Below are 18,116 nucleotides of genomic sequence, written 5' to 3'. Positions count from 1 at the left end.
TTATGAAAGTCAAAAAATCCTCCTCATCGTTATAGATGAGGAGGATTTTTGTACGTTAGAAGTTTTTATCAAATTGACATTAATGAGGTCCTTGACCATTGCCACCATGGTTTCCATTACCATGACCGCCGTTATTACGACTGCCACCAGTACGATTACCACTATCGTGATTCATTCCATTTGAAGAATATTTATCACGACTGATGCCCGTTTGACTATTGCTGTTACGATTTTTAATATCACGATTTTTATTGTCTCTAAATCCCTGTGGTGTAGGGGCACTTTGCTTATCAGATAGTGCGATAGTGTGAACTTGTTGGAATTTGTTAGGTTGGAATGCATTAAATTTAGGTGAAAAACGTCCGCGATCACCTAAACTATCAAGTTCTGGGCCTCCTACATGTCCCGGTTGTAAGCTAGGTTGCATTCTTGTTGGAGGTGATGGAGGTGCAGGGATAACACGATCCATAGGTGTAGATATAACAGCCTCTGTAGGTGGCATAAGACCAAATAATGCGGTCTGTATTTGTTGATCAACTACAGGTGGAAATACTTGAGGTGGAATATATGGGTTGTCGTAAGTATAGGTAATTTTTTCCATTTCTTTGGATGTGTTATAAATATATTCCCCAATTCGTTGTGAAGGACTATTAGGTGCTGCCACATGTTGGCCATAATCCTTGGCTAAGCGTTGTTGTGGAAATGTATCGATAGGATAACCATTCTCAGCATAGAATGCAGGCTTTGAGATTTTCCAAGCGGTCATTGTTACTGGTGCATTAGGCTGTTGGCTATAAAATGTAAAACTCGTATCGTAGTCTGCAATTACATTATTTTTTTGGTATACACTCAATAGACGTGCTTGTACCGTTTTATAATTGGAAGCAGTTTGTTTTGTATGAATTGAGCTAAGGTCAATATACATACGTTCTGTGTCACTAGAATAAGCTAATTGATATTGATTTGGTTTTTGCTCTATTTCGTATTGTGATATGGCGAAGCCCAATTGCGAGGTACACAATAGGGTTCCCACGAGAGCTAATAAATATTTCATTATAATTCTCCTCTCCATGTGAAGAAAGTGTACCATAGTGTACTTAAGAATACATGAAAATAAGTAACATATTGTACTTTATACATATATATTTTACAATGTAGATGAATTAATGTACAGGGAGGAATTGATGGAAATAATATGTTTTGGTGATAGTATCACCCGTGGGTATGATGTACGACAAGGCCTTGGCTGGGTTGAACTCTGTCATGCTGCATTACCTACGTATCACATGGAAAATCACGGTATAGATGGATTATCGGTACAAGGTTTGATTAACTATTTAGAAACTTGGTGTATCGATAAGCTCTATCAAGATGATCGTTATATATGCATTATGTGTGGCACGAATGATATTTTGCAAAATAGAGATAGTGATTATGTATATAGTAAGCTTATAAAAGCAATTATAATAGCTAGTGAGAAGGGTCATGTTATCATTGGCCTTGAGACACAAATTGATAGTGAAATGGATGGCCTTAATCACGTTGTAGTAGACGTAAACCGTCGTTTACAAGCCTATGCTACAGAGTATAATTTAAAAACCATTGATTTTTACTCTGTTCTTAATGAAGCTGATCAAATCGGTCAAATTGTATTTGCTGGTGAAGTTCATCCTAATGAACGAGGCTATCGTTTGATGGCATATAAAGCATTAGAAACATTTACACGATTATAATAAAAAAGCACTTTCATCATGAAAGTGCCTTTTATTATATAGAGTGCTTGACATACTATTTAATAGTCGTCATACACTGGAGGTCAATTATTTACTTTGTCTAGATACTTTGTCGTTAGCAGATCTTGCAGAAGCAGCGATAGCGTAAGCAGTGCCTTTAACAAGTTCATAAGTTTCACTGCTATTACCGGAAACGGTTACAGCGGCTACTGTATCATCAGTAATTGCAAACATAGCTGTTGCATATGGGTGTTGTGCACCATTTGGCACTGTTACTGCACCAGATTTTACAACGATGAAACGACCATTATTGTTGTATACATCGTAATTAGCAGCTTGTTTTACACCATCATAGCTTTCATTATAAGCAAACAATGTAGAAACTTCGCCTACAGAGATTTGACCAGATTGTTGCATGGCACGTAATTTAGAAGCTGCTACGGATGTAGGTTGTGTCATGTTAACAGTGACACGTAAAGATGTGTTGTTTACGATTGCTTCCGTAATTACATTTGTTGTAAATACATTGGCAAGACCATTGCCTGCACGGTTATAAGAACTTGCAGTTTTTACTTGGTAACCATTTGTATAAGCTGGTAAATCAAATGTGTAAGAATGGCCATTTAATAACACATCAAATGCATTTAATTGGTTATTTCTGTAAGAGGATATATAGCCACTACCACTTTTGCTGAAAGTAAGAGTAGCAGGAGCATCTACAGGTTGTTGTAGAGGAGCATTAGGACTTGGAATTGGATCCATAATTTGCATACCTACAGCTGTTGTTTGAGGAGCCACAAAAACTGGGTCACCTAATTCTTTAGAAACAGGCATTTGTTGACTCATATCACCTGCAGTATAAGGAACAGCTGGTAATGGGGTATAGTTAGGACGTGGAGGCATTGCCACATAACTTGCTTGTGGAACAGGTGCACTGTTTACAGGTGCATATTGATATTGTGATTGTTCTGCGGCAGCGCGTTCATAAGCACGTGCATTAGCGTCCATAGATGCTGCAAAAGCAGAAAAAGATAATGTTGTTGTTGCCAATACGGCAAATGCCGTTGCAATTTGTTTTTTATTCATAATAAAGACTCCTAAACTTACATTTTACAAATAACACTTCATTTAAGTTTCATTATACATGATAAGTGTTAATTTGTAAATAAAATATAAATAAATTTAACTTTTTTAATTTTTGTAAACAGAATAAGGGAAAAATCAAAATTTGTAAAATACAATTTTAATTTTTCATAGTGTACAATAGTATATATATCTATAATTTATATGAAATTAAGTTAATACTGCTATATATTTGGTCCTAGGGATGACTAAATACAGACGCAATTATGGGAGGTAGTATGAGCATTACCATGTATTATGGTCGCGCTGGATCGGGAAAAACTCGTGCTGTATATGAGCGTATTCAGCAGGTCATAACCGAATGTCCTGGTGATACCATTATTTTGTTAGTACCAGAGCCAGCCACCTATCGTGTTGAGCGAGAACTTGCAGAATTTATGCCCCAAGGAGGTTTTACAGCAGTTCGAGTTGTCGGTTTTGGTCGTTTAGCCTATCAGGTATATCAATCGATAGGTAACATAAAGGCACAGCAACAGAGTATATCCCAATTGGGACGCTCTATGCTATTGAGTCTTGTAATGAAGCGAAAGGGCGCTGAATTAGGTCTATTATCACAAGCTGCCAAACGACCAGAATTTTCATCGGTTTTGCAAAGCTTATTTTCCGAGTTTCGTTCATTCCGCATTGGCCCTGATGAATTAGAATCAGGTGCACAACACGTATCGAATGGGGTATTACAGAAAAAACTACGAGAATTAGCACTATGTATGTCTGCCTATGAAGAGGAATTGCAGCTTCATGGCCAAATTGATGGAGATCCTATTATGGATTTAGTTCATGCACTACCACAATCTCCATTGATGCAAAATTGTCATGTCTTTGTAGATGGGTTCCACTGGTTTACACCGGTTCATTTTGAACTATTATACATGCTATTTGATCTTGCTGTGGAATCGGTCATCACCGTTGATTTGCCAGCTGATCCAAAACGTATATTGGTTGCTAATACAGGACATCATGGTATCTTTAATCGCTCCGTTGAAATTTTAGAAAATCTATATAAAGAATATGGTTCAAAACTATCCTTTCAGTGCTTTAATGGGCACAGAGGGACTCCTGTATTGCAATGCTTAGAGGAGCATTTCTTTCATGGCAAACAAAATACTACAGATGCATATATACCTCTTGTGAGTGCCTATAATCGGGAACGTGAAGCCGATTGGGTGGCTCGTGATATTCTTTCTTATATTGAAAGTAGTCCTAATGCACGTTACCGCGATGTATGTATTATGCTCCGTGAGTCGGAGACCTATGGGGACACATTAGAGAAGGTATTTACCCGCTATGGGATTCCTCATTTTGGAGACCGTCAACGACCTATGAACAATCATCCGCTCGGAGAATTGATGACGGAATTGCTTGGTATTGTTAAGCATAGTTATAGTCGTGACATCATGTTCCGTTTATTGAAAACGGATTTAACACCTCTTACTCGCGAGGCCGTGGATGAATTAGAAAACTACGTGCTCGAATTTGGTATCGATCATTTACAGTGGGAACGGGATACTTGGTCCTATATGCGCCGTGTAGCGGGGCTTTCAGAAGAGGAACAACCGGATGCATCGAGACGTGAGCGTGTGAATGCATCGAGACAGACCATTATGGATATTTTTATACCATGGTTCGATTTTGCTACGTCTAGCGAAGCTCATACAGGTGCAGAGTGGTGTCAACACATCTATGCAGTTCTTGATAAATTACAAGTGCCTAAGCGTCTCTATGAATGGTCATTAGAGGCTGAGCGAGATGGTGATTTAGAGTCTAAGGCTAGTCATGAGCAAATGTATAATGCTGTCATCGGATTCCTTGATGAGATGATGATCCTCACTGATACAGAAACCTTGACGTTGGATGAAATGATAGCCCTCTTAGAAGAGGCTCTTGATAATGTGCATTATTCTATGATTCCTCCATCCCTTGATCATGTAGCGATTACAACCATAGAACGGGCGTATAGCCAATCTTGGCCTCGGGTTTATGTGATGGGGCTTAATCAAGGCGTATTCCCACAAAATATGGGTGATGAAGGTTTAATCAAGGATAGAGAACGGGAGGCCCTTGCTGAGGCTGGCATCGTTCTTGCAGAAGGTGCTTTGCCAAAGGCTTTTAATGAGAATTTCCTTCTCTATTTAGCGATGACGCGGGCCGAGCAGCATTTAACCATATCTTATGCGGGTTCTAATGATGAAGGGGAAGGACTTGAAAGTTCCCTCGTCATTAAACGATTACAATCTCTCGGTTTCTGTACGGCACCTATAGAGGTTCCTTTCACCATTCAAGAGGGCACAGAGGACGAATACCTATGGCGTCCATACCAAAGTCTATCCCTTTTATCTGAGCGTTGGGGGGCCTTATTTAGCGGCGTAGCGGTATCACCATTATGGTGGGGCCTTTATAACTGGGCTCGTAATGATGTAGCTTATAGACCTCGTTTAGAGGCTGTGAGCCGTGGTATTCGAGATAATAATGATGTTCCTATTATTTCTCCGGACTTAGTGAATGGTCTATTCTTAAAGAAGGGGTATATGTCTGGATCCGTAACGCGCCTTGAAAAATATCGTCAATGTCCATTCAAGTTTTATGCACAATATGGATTACAATTAGAACCAAGAAAGGTTCGTTCCTTTGGAGCGCCTGAAATTGGTACCTTTTTACATGCCAATTTGGAGCGCTTAGGAACACAATTATTATCCGAGCATAAGCAATGGCGTGATTTAGACGAAACAGCACAACATGAATTATGTGCTCGTGTAGCATCGGATATATTAGAAGAAAATCGCTATGATGAGGATGAAAAAACTGCCTATGATAAGGCTATTGAAGAGCGTATTGTTAGAACGTTGCAGAAAACGGTATCGCGCCTTGTAGATTGGTCTAGTCGATCATCCTTTGATACGATGTATTTAGAACAAGATTTTGGACGCCCCAATGGATGGGACTCCATTAAGGTATCCCTTGGAGATGACCGCTATTTACGGCTAGTCGGGCAAATTGACCGCATTGATGAATACAAACGTGATGGTCATACGTACGGCATGGTTATCGACTATAAATCGGGTAGTACATCGGTGAATGCACAGGAAATTTATTATGGTTTGAAATTACAGTTAATGACCTATTTATTGGCATTGGAATCAGCTTATAAAAAACATCATAATCAGCCGATGATACCTGCAGCCGTTGTGTACACGTATGTGAAAAATCCACGAACCCCAGCCAGCGAACCTGTGTCCTATGATGAAGCTAAGGCTTTAGCAGATATAAATGGGGCCCTTAACAATAAAGGCTATTTTACAGATGATATTGATATGCTAGAAAAAATGGATGAAAAATTGCTTACCTATAAGAGCAAGGGGCCATATGTGCCTGTTCGCATTACCGGAAAAGGAACCATTCATTCTGGGGATATGAAAATTGTTAAATCCGCCGGAGATTTTGATATCATGTGTCGTTATACCGAATCAATTATGGCGGACACCGGTTCTGCCATCGGCAAAGGCCAATTCCCTATTGCTCCCTATCAGTTGAATAAGGCGATTCCGTGTTCATACTGTGATTATAAGACAGTGTGTCGCTTTGATAATGAACGTAATCAATACAATTATTTAAGTTCTCTAAATGAGGTAACTGCACTGGAAAAGATGCATGAAGTTCTTAATGGCACCTCTGAAAATGTAGCATCGAATGCTACTTCTAAATCTATGGTGACGAGTGATGCTCAGTTGCTAGGTGAAAGTGTTAATAAGGATAGTTCTATAAGTGGAGGTGACGACAATGGGCGTTAAATGGACATCGGAGCAGGAATCTGCCATTATGTCTCCAAAAGATAGCAATTTAGGGGCTCAAACATTGCTCGTTGCCGCTGCTGCTGGTTCTGGTAAAACGGCAGTTCTTGTAGAACGCATTATTACGCGGTTAAAAGATATGGAAAACCCTTTGTCTGTACAAGAGTTGATGGTTGTTACCTTTACAAAAGCAGCTGCTGCTGAAATGAGTGCTCGTATTGGTGTGGCCTTGGCTAAAGCTATGGAGTCTACCGATGACAAAGTGTTGCAAGCGCGCCTAGAGCGACAACTCAATTTATTGCCGTCGGCGCATATTTCGACATTGCACTCCTTCTGTCAGTGGGTGATTCGCTCTTATTTTTATAAACTCGATATACCTCCGACGGCCCGCATCGGCAATGAAGCGGAAATGGCCCTTTTAAAACAAGAGGTATTAGAGAATCTGTTGAAAGAGGCTTATGAACATAATGCGTATGGCATCTTTGATTTATCCGATTTCTTTAGCGATGATAAATCAGATGCAGGATTGCAAGATAAGGTGCTCAGTCTCTATGAATTCGCTATGTCTCAATCGAATCCTGATGGATGGATGCGCTATGCCGTAGAACCGTATGAGGCTGCTCAACAGCAAGATTTACGAGATACCTTATGGGGAAGGGCTATGTGGGATGATCAACAGGCTGAAATCAATCGCATTGCAGACCGTATCGAATTGATGGAACCTTTGCTTGAAAGCCCTGTAGGCCCTAAGAAATGGGACAAGGTGTACCAAGAACAATTAGCCGCATTAGCCCAATTAAAAGGGGCGCAGACCTGGTCCGATATGGTCGACGTATGCCGTAACTTAGATACCTTTACAAAAGCAAGTTTTACAAGCCTTGGCAAAGCCTTAGAAAAGGGCGAAGTCGATGGTGCGTTAGCAGACGAATTTAAATCGCTAGGCTCTCAAAACAAGGATAGCTTAAAGGGTATGAAAAACGGTCTATTCCATATTGATGAATCCGTTTTGCAACAGCAATTTAAAGACCAATATCCGCTCATTCATAATCTTGTAGAATTGACTATCGCCTTTCACAAAGCTTATGACGAGGCTAAAAAAGAGCAAGGTATTATGGATTTTAGCGATTTGGAACATCTTTGTTTGGCACTCCTTGTGGAACCTAGTACCGAAGATGATCCAAAACCATCCGAAGTAGCCCTTGAGTTACAAGATACGTTCAAAGAAATCATGGTGGACGAATATCAAGACACGAATGGTGTACAAGAAACCATTATCAACCTAATTTCTAAAAAAGATAATCGCTTTTATGTAGGTGATGTGAAACAAGCGATTTATAGTTTCCGTATGGCGGATAGTTCGTTATTTATGAATAAGTATAATACATACGGGCTCATGAATGACGCCGTAGAGCGCCGTATCGATTTGGCAAAGAATTTCCGGTCTCACGAAAATATTTTGACCACAACGAATTTTATTTTCTACCAAATCATGACCCAAGAGGCCGCAGAGCTTGATTATGGTGAAAAAGAATCGCTTATACCGGGCCGTATCGTAGAAGATGCACCTTCCGATTGGGTGGGTGGTGCTGTAGAATTACATCTGTTGGACACGAGTGATACAAATCATTCTGACGAAACAGATAGTGATTCCGAAGCAGTAGGCGATGAACCGGAGAATAATGAACGAGAACTAGATTTCATCATTCAAAAAATCAAGGAATTGCACGCCTCAAAGAAACAGGTGCAAAATGCGGATGGCTCGTTCCGTCACATTCAATGGCGTGACTTTGCCGTATTGCGCCGTTCTCTCGCAGGATGGGGCACGCGAGCTGTTGCGGCCATGCGTCAAGCAGGTATTCCGGCCGTTGTGAATGAACGAGATGGCTACTTTGAGGCACAAGAAATCCAATTGCTCTTGTCCTTGTTACAAATTATCGACAATCCTGAGCAGGATTTGCCGATGGCCGCCGTATTGCATTCAGGACTTGTAGGTCTCGATGCAAATGAACTAGGGGTATTGCGCCTTACCGGTGATGGCTCTTTGTGGTCTGTTATGCCTCTCTACGCAAATCAGGCGCAAGATGAACGATTGCTTCAATTCATCGCTCGTATCGAGCATTGGCGTACATTGTCTCGCCGTCATGGTGTAGCAGATCTGTTGTGGGATATTTACGAAACCTTGGACTACGTGAACTACGTTGGCGCCATGCCGAATGGCCTCGTGCGACGCGCCAATGTAATGGCCCTCTATGAACGGGCTAAGGGCTTTGAATCCTCTGGGTTCCGAGGTCTCTTTAGATTCCTTCGTTTTGTGGAAAGTTTACGCGATAGCAACCAAGACATGGCCGTTGCCAATGTAGTTACCGAAGCAGATGACGTGGTGCGCCTTATGACTATTCACAAGAGTAAAGGCCTTGAATTCCCTGTTGTATTCTTGTCTGGCGTACAAAAGAAATTCAATACTATGGACTTTAATTCTCCGTTATTAGTCGATAAAAATGGCGGTATCGGATTAAAGGGCTATTACCCAGACATTCGTGTATCCTATCCCTCCATGCCGTGGCTCTATTGTAAATCCATCAAATCAGATGCCATGAAAGCCGAAGAACAGCGTATCCTTTACGTTGCATTGACACGGGCACGGGATAAACTATTCTTGACCGGATATATTAACAAGGAAATCAAAAAGGAAAAGGGCGTTGGCGCTCATATAAAACATGCGGCCTTGACGCAGACCCAAGCATTAGGTGCCGATCTAATTAAAGCCGGTAATTCATATTTACATTGGCTACTTATTGCCTTCTCCCGTCATTTAACTGGAGGAGCCCCACTCCGCAATATCATTGAGCTTGAGGGCGCTACAAATTTTGATTTGTTAGACCGTCAATGTCAGGTGAAGGTAGAAATTCATGATGGATCTCTTTATGGAGATTTAGACTATAAGGCTGATGTGGATGAAACAACTATTAATACTGTACGTGCCTTAGGTAAGGTGAATGATGTAGCATTGCCAGAGGAAATCGTACAGCGCTTTGCTTTCACTTATCCAAATCTTGTAGCCGCCAAGACGACGGCTAAGATTTCTGTTAGCGAGTTGAAACGGCGATTTGCTGAACGTGATGCGGAGGCAGTGTCGGCTACAGATGTATCAATACAGCAGAAACCGGTACCATCCTGTGGGATCGCTGATGATACTACTGATGAGGCTGCCATAGTAGATAGCAGAATTCCTGCTATTAGTGAAACAGAGATAGCCGACTCCGTATTTGGCCGTAAACCTATGGCCATTGCTGATGCAGAGGAAATTGTAACGGGTGCGCAATGGGGGACATTGATGCATGAAGCGATGCAGTGGTTGCCAGTGAAAACGTATACACAACAATCCATGACAGATATGCTCGATTCTTTGCAAGCAGAAGGTAAGTTTAGCGATGATGAGCGTAGTGTCTTAAGTGATCGAAGCTTATATACATTTTTTAATTCGGATATTGGTAAGCGTCTCATTACATCAAAACGGATAGAACGGGAATTGCCATTTAGTATGCTCTTTGATGGCAATCGGGTATATCCTGATGTAGAATCTGGAGAACGATTATTTTTACAAGGTATTATTGATACGGCCTTTGTAGAAGATGATCAATGGGTTCTTGTAGACTATAAGACAGATCGCGTTAAGAGTGGCGATGAGCTTATTCGACGATATAAAATACAAATGGACCTTTATAAGGAGGCTCTAGAGACATTAACTAATATGCCTGTTAAAGCAAGTTATATTTATAGTTTCTACTTACATGAAGCCGTTCTGTTATAACAGAAAAAAGCTGCTTAGTAAGATATAGTCGTTTAGAATCATGAAAAAGCCCCTTTACTGGTTGTCCAGTAAAGGGGGTACATATCATACTGGAGTATCGGTAAAGGGGCTTCTTATGATTTAAAGAAGTGGTTTTTTCTTTTTGTGTTTGGTAGGTGCAAATACCTTTAGGATGCGAGGTAATACTTCGAGGTCTACAGGCATGTAAGGACCTGCATCACCATCCATGTTGGTTGGTAGATTATCTGTATTGCTCAATAATTCAATATGAGCTTTCTTGACTGTCAATGTAGTGGTATTGCTAGAGTTGTAGATAGCACCACTTAAGATGAGCGGTAACACCTTGAAGATATCAAGAATAAAGTATTCTTTAAAGATGACGAGACGCATATAGCCGTCATCTACGGAAGCTTCTGGCATAAAACGTTCAAAGCTAGATACCACGTTGGTGAGTAGGGCCAATACAAGTGGTGATTTGCAAATGAAATCATCCTCTTCTGTTTGAATACGATATGTATAGTCTTTTGTAGTAAATAGAGCTTGACCAGCACGTAAGAAGTAGGCTAGTGGACCTAGGATGCATTTTTCTTTTGGTGTCACTTCTTCGATAACCTTTGGAATGACGCCAGCCGCTATATTATTACAGAAGTATTTTTCATTACAGCGACCAATATCGATGGAACGAACTTGGTTGATATCGAGTCGACGAATTGCCTCTAATGGTCTTTGAGGAATACCTAAAGCACGAGACATATCATTGACCGTCCCTACGGGGATAAAACCAAAGGTTACTTTAAAACCACCTTGAGCGATACCATTGACAGTTTCATTGACAGTGCCGTCGCCACCCATGCAAAAAACAGCATCGAAACCATCTTCACAAGCGGCTTTTGCAAAACGGGTTGCATCATTAGCGCCTGTTGTAAATTTTACTTCGATTGTGTCAAAAAAAGTGCTTAATTTCCACTGTAAATCAAGTGCGTATCGGCGTGCGGCACCACCGCCAGATATAGGGTTAATGATAACCAAACAACGACTCATAGGGGTAACTTCCTTACTTTCAAACTGAGACTATCTGGAAATTGACAGTCATATGTGCGGGACTTATAATTATAGTGAATATAACTATTATATACATATATTCGTATATAAAGATACTTACATTCTATTATACTCATTTTAAACGTTCATTGAAAGTATGAAAGTATGTAAACGTTAGAGGGGACCTAGGCTAAAAGTATGACAAAAGACGTGAAGGGTACAAAAGAACCGAAAGATGTGTATCATTTTTCCGCTGTAGATTCAATTGAACGATTGCCACTAAGTGAACAAGTTTATGTAACTTTGAAGCAGGCTATTTTAACAGGCGAGTTATTACCACAAGAAAAATTAAATGAAGTTAAAATTGCAGAACAGCTTAAAGTTAGTGCAACGCCAGTTCGCGAAGCTTTCAGAAAATTAGCAAAAGATAATCTTGTTGTTATTGTGCCGTGGAAAGGTGTTACCGTTAAGGCGGATACACCGGAAGAAATTGTGGCACTTTATCAATGTCGTGAGGTTATGGAAGGGTTGGGAGCCCGTTTATGTGCTCGTCATGCCACAGCAGAACAAGTGGAAGAGCTTAAGTCCTTATGTCGTGAAATGCATGCAATCGAAGATGCAACGGCACGTGTAGAGGTTAATAGCCGATTCCATAGTATGATTGCTCGATTCTCTGGCAATGATCGTGTTGTTGATTACTTAGCTGATTTCCGTGAACGGGTAAATCGCGATATGTATTTAAGTTCTTTCAATGAGGTGCGTACGCACGATTGTGACGATGAACATGATCATATCGTAGATGCCATTGAACGTCATGACGAAGTAGCCGCAGAAAATGCAATGCGTCAACACATCAATAATGCATTTATCTTTAAACGTGCCAATGCAGAGTTACAAGATAAGAATTTAAATGAAGTATAATAAACTACATAGATATATAAAAAGGACCCTATTTAGGGTCCTTTGTTTTGCAAAGTCATATATAAGATATTGTAAGGGGTTATATTTTATATATGTCGTATGTGTTAGTAGGAATTACTATAATTTTATTACTTCATTTTATAAAAAAGGTTATTTTGATGCATAGTAAAATGATTAACATTTAGTATTATCTCTATTCATATACTCGTCTTATGAATTAGAGATGTTTTTTTAATTCCAAAAAGCGCTGATGTGCTAGTTGGGACATTTTCGCTCTTTCATAGTGTTTTGAAAGATGCTTATTACAGGATTTATAGTCTTGCATACGAAGATGTAGCAATTGACTTGTAGAAATATTGAGGCAATAGGCGATTTTAAAAACCACCTCGATGGACGCGCCTGAAATACCGTGTCCACATTCTAATTTACTTAAATAGCTACGACTAATGCCTACGACATCGGCCAGTTGTCGTTGTGAAATGCCCATCGACGTTCGTAGCGTAGATATTTTGTGACCCAAGCACATATACTGTTGCTGAAATTTTGGGTCCTGATAATGATTCCGCCGGTAGGCAGGCATTGTAAGAGTAGGATCTTTCATAGGACCTCCTTTCTGATTCCTACCTTGTGCTTTTAGTATACTTAGTAAATACAGTGTTGACTAATACGTAATATATGATAATTATTATGTATATATGATAATTACACGAAATGTTAATTTTATGGAGGCCTTTTATGGAAAAATATATAGCTATCGCCTGTGGCGGTGCTTTAGGCGCACTAGCGCGAACGGTGGTAGGTGAATGGGTAATGGCACGATTGGGGCCTTATCCTTTTGGTACGATAACGGTCAATTTAATCGGTTGTTTGATCATAGGCATTATTTTAGGAGCCTATGTGTGTAGACCGGATTGGCCTCAATGGGTTCGGTTCTTTTTAGTTGTTGGTGGACTTGGGGCTTTTACGACGTTCTCCACATTTGCTTTTGAACTATTGCAGCTGTTGACAGCGGGTGATTTTACTGATGTTCTATTCTATGGGGTGGTACAAATTCTTGGTGGTCTAGCTCTTTGTGCCATCGGTATGTGGATTGCTAAACTCGTATGTGCATAATTGCATATTAATCGCTATCATTCATATGATATAGTAAATATATTGCTACATATTACGGTTGATATACATGGAATATATATGTTGAAAGGTTAGATTATGAAAGACATAAGAGTGCAAGATGCCGTAGGACATGCCTTGGTACACGATATTGTACGCATCGTCATCGGTGAGGTAAAAGATACACCATTCCGCCGCGGTCATGTAATTACAGAAGAGGACATTCCTAAACTGCTCGATTTAGGAAAAGAACATATTTATGTAATGGAACCAGAAGATGAAGGGTTCTTACACGAAGAAGATGTGGCAAGAGCTTTGTATGCTATTGCTAAGGGAAACTATATGCATGAGGGTCCCATGGCACAAGGTAAAATTGAGGCTATTGCCGATGTTGATGGCTTACTCAAGGTCGATGTAGATAAACTATACGCTATCAATAGCATCGGTGAATTGACTATCGTTACAAAATTGAATAATACGCCTGTGAAAGCGGGCGATAAAATTGCTGGTATGCGTTGTATTCCATTATTGCTAGAAGAACAACAAATAACAGAGGCTCAAAAAATTGGTGGTCCTATTTTAAACATAAAACCATTTGTACGCAAAACAATGGGCATCGTTACAACAGGTTCCGAAGTATTTGAAGGGCGCATTAAAGATGCTTTCACCCCTATCATTGAAGAGCGTTGCGCAGAATTTGGGGTCAAAAAAATCGCCCATGAAATCGTCACAGATAACACAGACGATATTGTGGCAGCTATCAACAAGGTGAAAGAGGCGGGCGCAGACATCATATTCTGTACCGGCGGCATGAGCGTAGATCCAGATGATTTGACACCAGGCGCCATTAAACGCTACGCTGACCGCGTTGTAACCTATGGCCTTCCTGTCTTGCCAGGTTCCATGGTGTGCATTGCGTACTGTGCTGATGGCACGCCAATTCTAGGTGTACCAGGCGGTGTATTGTTTAGCAAACCAACAGCCTTTGATGAAATCGTGCCACGCCTCATCGCAGACGATGAGATTACAAAAGAAGATTGTATTGCACTAGGTCATGGTGGATTCTTGGGATAAGATAGATTTAAAGATATATCTTATCTATGTAATAGAAGTGTGTATACCTAAATAAAATAAGAAATATACCTAAAATAGGGACTGTAGCGAAATGCGGTAAAACCGTATTTCGCTACAGTCCTTTTGTGTTATTATACAATTTCTTAATTTTATTATATATAGTGTTTCTGAGAATTATAAAACGTAGAAGATTTTTGCAAGGTTAAGTTATCTAATATAGATATAATATTTAAAAAAATAATAAATAATATTTAATATTTTGTTGCAAAAAAAAGTTAAGTTTAATATATAATTTACATAGAGAAAGGAGAGGAATTTATGAGAGTTGTACGTATTGCAGCAAGTTGTATTGGCTTGCTGACCACATGTGGCACATTGCCTAGCATGGCAGCCGATGTATCTACCCCTTTTATACAACAAGAAGCGGCCCGAGCCGATGCTTCGTTGCGTCAACGCGCAGAAGCACCAATGACTGGGGCCGCTTCGTTGCGTTCAGAATCAGCCTATGTTGGTCTTAGTAGTGCTCCTATGAAGGCATTACCAAAGGAAGCGATTTCATTTCCTATAGATCATATTGTTATTACATCGACAGAGCCCGTATTTCGTAAATATAAGAACCGGTTAGAGGCGTATGAGCATAATCGAATCGGGTCGGATGGGGTCACATTCCTTCAAAAGCAATTACAAGAACAATTATTAGCAGATGGATATGTAACAAGCCAAGTAGTTGTACCCAATCAAGATTTACATTCAGGGTCATTAACCTTTGAGATTTTACCGGGTTATGTTGAAGATGTTGTTCTTACAAATCCAAATGCACGAACAAATTGGCGGAGTGTATTCCCTGTACGACCTGGCTATGTATTACGACGTCAAGCGTTAGAACAAGGGATTGATCAGATGCGTAGCGTACCTGGTCAAGATATAAAGATGACCATTGAACCAGGTACCAAGCCGTTACACTCTATCGTTAAGCTTACGGTAGAACAAAAAGGATTTGTGCATGGCTCATTTATCTTAGATAATTCTGGATATAAAGCTACAGGAGAGTATCAAGGCACTGTATTTTTATCATTTAGTCAATTGCTGGGCCTTAATGATACGTTTACAGCTAATTTCACTAAAGATATAAGCCGCCATGATGATGGTCATGGATCAAAGCAATATGCGGTTAATTATACAATTCCCGATGGCAATCGTACGTATAGATTATCTACGTATAAGTATAGCTATAATCAATTGGTATTTATGCCAAATGCATTTCGTTCGGCTGGTACCACACAAGGTACAGAGGTATCAGTAGAGCAGGTTCTAAATAGGACTAGTCGTTCGAAAACATCAGTTGTTGCTAAAGTTAATCATAAGTCTCGTCATAATTATCTGGATGATGTAGAAATCGGTGTTCAAGAACAACATACCACATCGGTAGAATTAGGATTATCTCATCGCCAATATAGAGGCAATACAGTGAGTGATATGTATGTATTTTATCGTCAAGGTATTAAAGGATTAGGTGCTAAGGTACGAAGTTGGGAAGGTTTAGCAGATAATCCAACTACACTATATAAAATGGCTGGGGTTGAAGGACAGATTCAAACGGGAGTACGAATCGGTCATAAGCAAGGTATATTCTCGATGCGCTTTAGAAGTCAATTTACGAATCAGCGCTTATTTACTACGGACCAGTTTAGTATTGGTGGACGGTATTCGGTACGTGGATTTAGTGGGGAAGAAACACTACGAGGTGATTCTGGGTACTATGTACAAAGTGAATGGTCATTACCATTTAGAAAACAACAGATTACACCTTATATAGGAATAGATATTGGTCATGTATGGGGACCATCTACAGAAACTCAACTAGGTACTACCTTGATTGGCGGTGTCATTGGTGTACGAGGCACTGTTGGTGAAGCTGTTAATTATGATGTATCACTAGGGACGCCAATTAAGAAACCAGAAGGCTTTAATACAGATAACCGTGTTTGGGCGTTTAGAGGGAGTTATCAGTTTTAAGTGTTGTACATAGAGAGTGATATAGATACATAATACATATTGTTTTATATACTTAGGAGAGATACGTAATATGAATATTAGAAAACATACGACAATGGCAATCTTTGCTGCGTTGCTTGCCACAAATTCTGCGCCATGGATTCCGATGGCGTTAGCCAATCCTGTTGTACCTGCTCAAGGTGCATTGGGGCCTAAAACAGAAGAGGCGCGTAATGGTATGACTGTAGTCAATATCAATACGCCTAATGATAAAGGACTATCCCATAACCAATATGATGCATTTAATGTAGATACTAAAGGGCTTATTTTAAATAATGCCAATCGTCCTGTGAATACGGAGCTGGCAGGTTATATTATGGGAAATCCGAATCTAGTCGGACCTACAGCGAATACAATTTTAAATGAAGTAACGGGTACGGGTGCAACATCTATGAATGGTGCCCTTGAAGTGGCCGGCAATAAGGCCCATGTTATTATTGCCAACCCGAATGGGATTTCTGTTAATAATGGAACCTTTATCAATGCTAATAGTGCTACATTAACAACGGGGAATCCAATTATTAATAACGGTAGTGTTACAGGCTATCAAGTCCAACGAGGTAGTATCACAGTAGGTGAAAAAGGCCTTAATGCATCGAAAACAGCACGTACAGATATGTTAGCTGAGGCTGTTCAGCTTAATGGTAAAGTTTGGGCACAAGATTCTCAAGTTGTAACGGGTAAGAATGACATTTCCGTAGATTCTTCTGGTAAAGTTACGAATGCTCATAAAACTGGTGAATCTAGTCAAGTTGGTCTTGATGTGGCGACTATTGGTGGCATGTATGCCAATAGTATGTATTTAGTTGGCACCAATGATGGTTTTGGTGTGAATAACCAAGGCGTATTATCTGCACAAAATAAGTTAACCATAGATAGTACTGGCAAATTGCAAAATACAGGTACTATCGCTGCTACAGATGCAGATGTTACTACAAAAAGTTTCGAACAGATGAATCGTGGTAAATTGTATGTGGATACAGCTAAGATTAACACTGATTCTGTCATTCAAAAGGGGAACACAGAGACTAAAGATGCCCCTGTTATGATTGCCCAAAAAGATTTATCTATAGCAACCAATTCGATTGTCAATACAGATGGTAGTGTGATTAAAGCCGAAGGAAAACTACAACTTGGTAAAACGATGGATTCTACAGGAACTGTGTCTGGTAAGATAGATCGTATTGTAAATACAGCATCTACCATTGAATTTGGTCAAGGTGGTGCATTATATGCTAAATCTGTAGACAATAAAAATGGTGGGATTACCCTTAAACGTGTAGCGGTAGGTGGAAAAGAGCATATTAAAAACGAAGTAGCACCATCTGGTAGCATTAAGCGATACCAATTATCGGAAGAACGAATCTATTTAGATCATGAGCAAATTCCAAAAGATAAGGTTGTTATTCATACTCGTGAGAATCTTCAACTTTCTATAAATGG

At 39.9% G+C, this 18,116-nt stretch carries 12 protein-coding genes; 8 read left to right on the top strand and 4 right to left on the bottom strand.

Translation table 11 applies throughout. The annotated features are described in order from the left end of the window. Positions 1–79: 79 nt before the first annotated feature. On the bottom strand, positions 80–1,054 hold the full coding sequence (locus Q0E20_RS01985) for a hypothetical protein (protein ID WP_295995519.1): 975 nt from the start codon (positions 1,052–1,054) through the stop codon (positions 80–82). Positions 1,055–1,184: 130 nt separating this feature from the next. On the opposite strand from Q0E20_RS01985, the gene Q0E20_RS01980 reads away from it, so the two are divergent. Continuing rightward, the gene (locus Q0E20_RS01980; RefSeq protein WP_295995516.1) at positions 1,185–1,733 is read left to right on the top strand and encodes a GDSL-type esterase/lipase family protein; all 549 of its coding nucleotides are present in this window, start codon (positions 1,185–1,187) and stop codon (positions 1,731–1,733) included. Between the two features lie 87 nt (positions 1,734–1,820). On the opposite strand, the gene Q0E20_RS01975 is transcribed toward Q0E20_RS01980, so the two are convergent. Continuing rightward, positions 1,821–2,819: a hypothetical protein gene (locus tag Q0E20_RS01975; RefSeq protein WP_295995511.1), complete on the bottom strand. Its 999-nt coding sequence runs from the start codon at positions 2,817–2,819 to the stop codon at positions 1,821–1,823. A gap of 275 nt (positions 2,820–3,094) precedes the next feature. On the opposite strand from Q0E20_RS01975, the gene Q0E20_RS01970 reads away from it, so the two are divergent. Beyond that, a complete protein-coding gene (locus tag Q0E20_RS01970; RefSeq protein WP_295995508.1) occupies positions 3,095–6,661 on the top strand; it encodes a PD-(D/E)XK nuclease family protein in 3,567 nt (1,188 codons plus the stop codon). Then, on the top strand, positions 6,651–10,472 hold the full coding sequence (gene addA / locus Q0E20_RS01965) for a helicase-exonuclease AddAB subunit AddA (protein ID WP_295995506.1): 3,822 nt from the start codon (positions 6,651–6,653) through the stop codon (positions 10,470–10,472). The genes Q0E20_RS01970 and addA overlap by 11 nt, the downstream gene beginning before the upstream one ends. Positions 10,473–10,592: 120 nt before the next feature. Here addA and Q0E20_RS01960 read toward each other — a convergent pair whose 3' ends face one another. Further along, complete coding sequence (locus Q0E20_RS01960; protein ID WP_295995502.1) at positions 10,593–11,513, bottom strand: diacylglycerol kinase family protein; 921 nt, start codon at positions 11,511–11,513, stop codon at positions 10,593–10,595. Positions 11,514–11,711: 198 nt separating this feature from the next. Between Q0E20_RS01960 and Q0E20_RS01955 the strand changes: the two genes are divergently transcribed. Then, positions 11,712–12,434 carry a GntR family transcriptional regulator gene (locus Q0E20_RS01955; RefSeq protein WP_295995499.1) on the top strand — a complete coding sequence of 241 codons (723 nt, stop codon included), beginning with the start codon at positions 11,712–11,714 and terminating at the stop codon, positions 12,432–12,434. Positions 12,435–12,651: 217 nt separating this feature from the next. On the opposite strand, the gene Q0E20_RS01950 is transcribed toward Q0E20_RS01955, so the two are convergent. Beyond that, on the bottom strand, positions 12,652–13,035 hold the full coding sequence (locus Q0E20_RS01950; protein WP_295995496.1) for a helix-turn-helix domain-containing protein: 384 nt from the start codon (positions 13,033–13,035) through the stop codon (positions 12,652–12,654). A 134-nt stretch (positions 13,036–13,169) separates the two neighbouring features. Between Q0E20_RS01950 and crcB the strand changes: the two genes are divergently transcribed. The 4 genes from crcB to Q0E20_RS01930 form a co-directional block, all read left to right on the top strand. Then, positions 13,170–13,547, top strand: coding sequence for a fluoride efflux transporter CrcB (crcB, locus tag Q0E20_RS01945; RefSeq protein ID WP_295995493.1), 378 nt, complete (start codon positions 13,170–13,172; stop codon positions 13,545–13,547). Between the two features lie 96 nt (positions 13,548–13,643). Beyond that, a complete protein-coding gene (locus tag Q0E20_RS01940) occupies positions 13,644–14,618 on the top strand; it encodes a molybdopterin-binding protein (protein WP_295995490.1) in 975 nt (324 codons plus the stop codon). Between the two features lie 318 nt (positions 14,619–14,936). Next, positions 14,937–16,634 carry a ShlB/FhaC/HecB family hemolysin secretion/activation protein gene (locus Q0E20_RS01935; protein WP_295995487.1) on the top strand — a complete coding sequence of 566 codons (1,698 nt, stop codon included), beginning with the start codon at positions 14,937–14,939 and terminating at the stop codon, positions 16,632–16,634. 70 nt (positions 16,635–16,704) lie between these two features. Continuing rightward, the coding region (locus tag Q0E20_RS01930) for a filamentous hemagglutinin N-terminal domain-containing protein (protein ID WP_295995485.1) at positions 16,705–18,116 on the top strand (1,412 nt) is incomplete at its 3' end.

It is taken from the genome of uncultured Veillonella sp. (assembly GCF_934230905.1).
GTDB lineage: Bacteria > Bacillota > Negativicutes > Veillonellales > Veillonellaceae > Veillonella.
The sequence above is the reverse complement of the archived record's forward strand: the minus strand, read 5'-3'. Positions and strand labels throughout refer to the sequence as shown.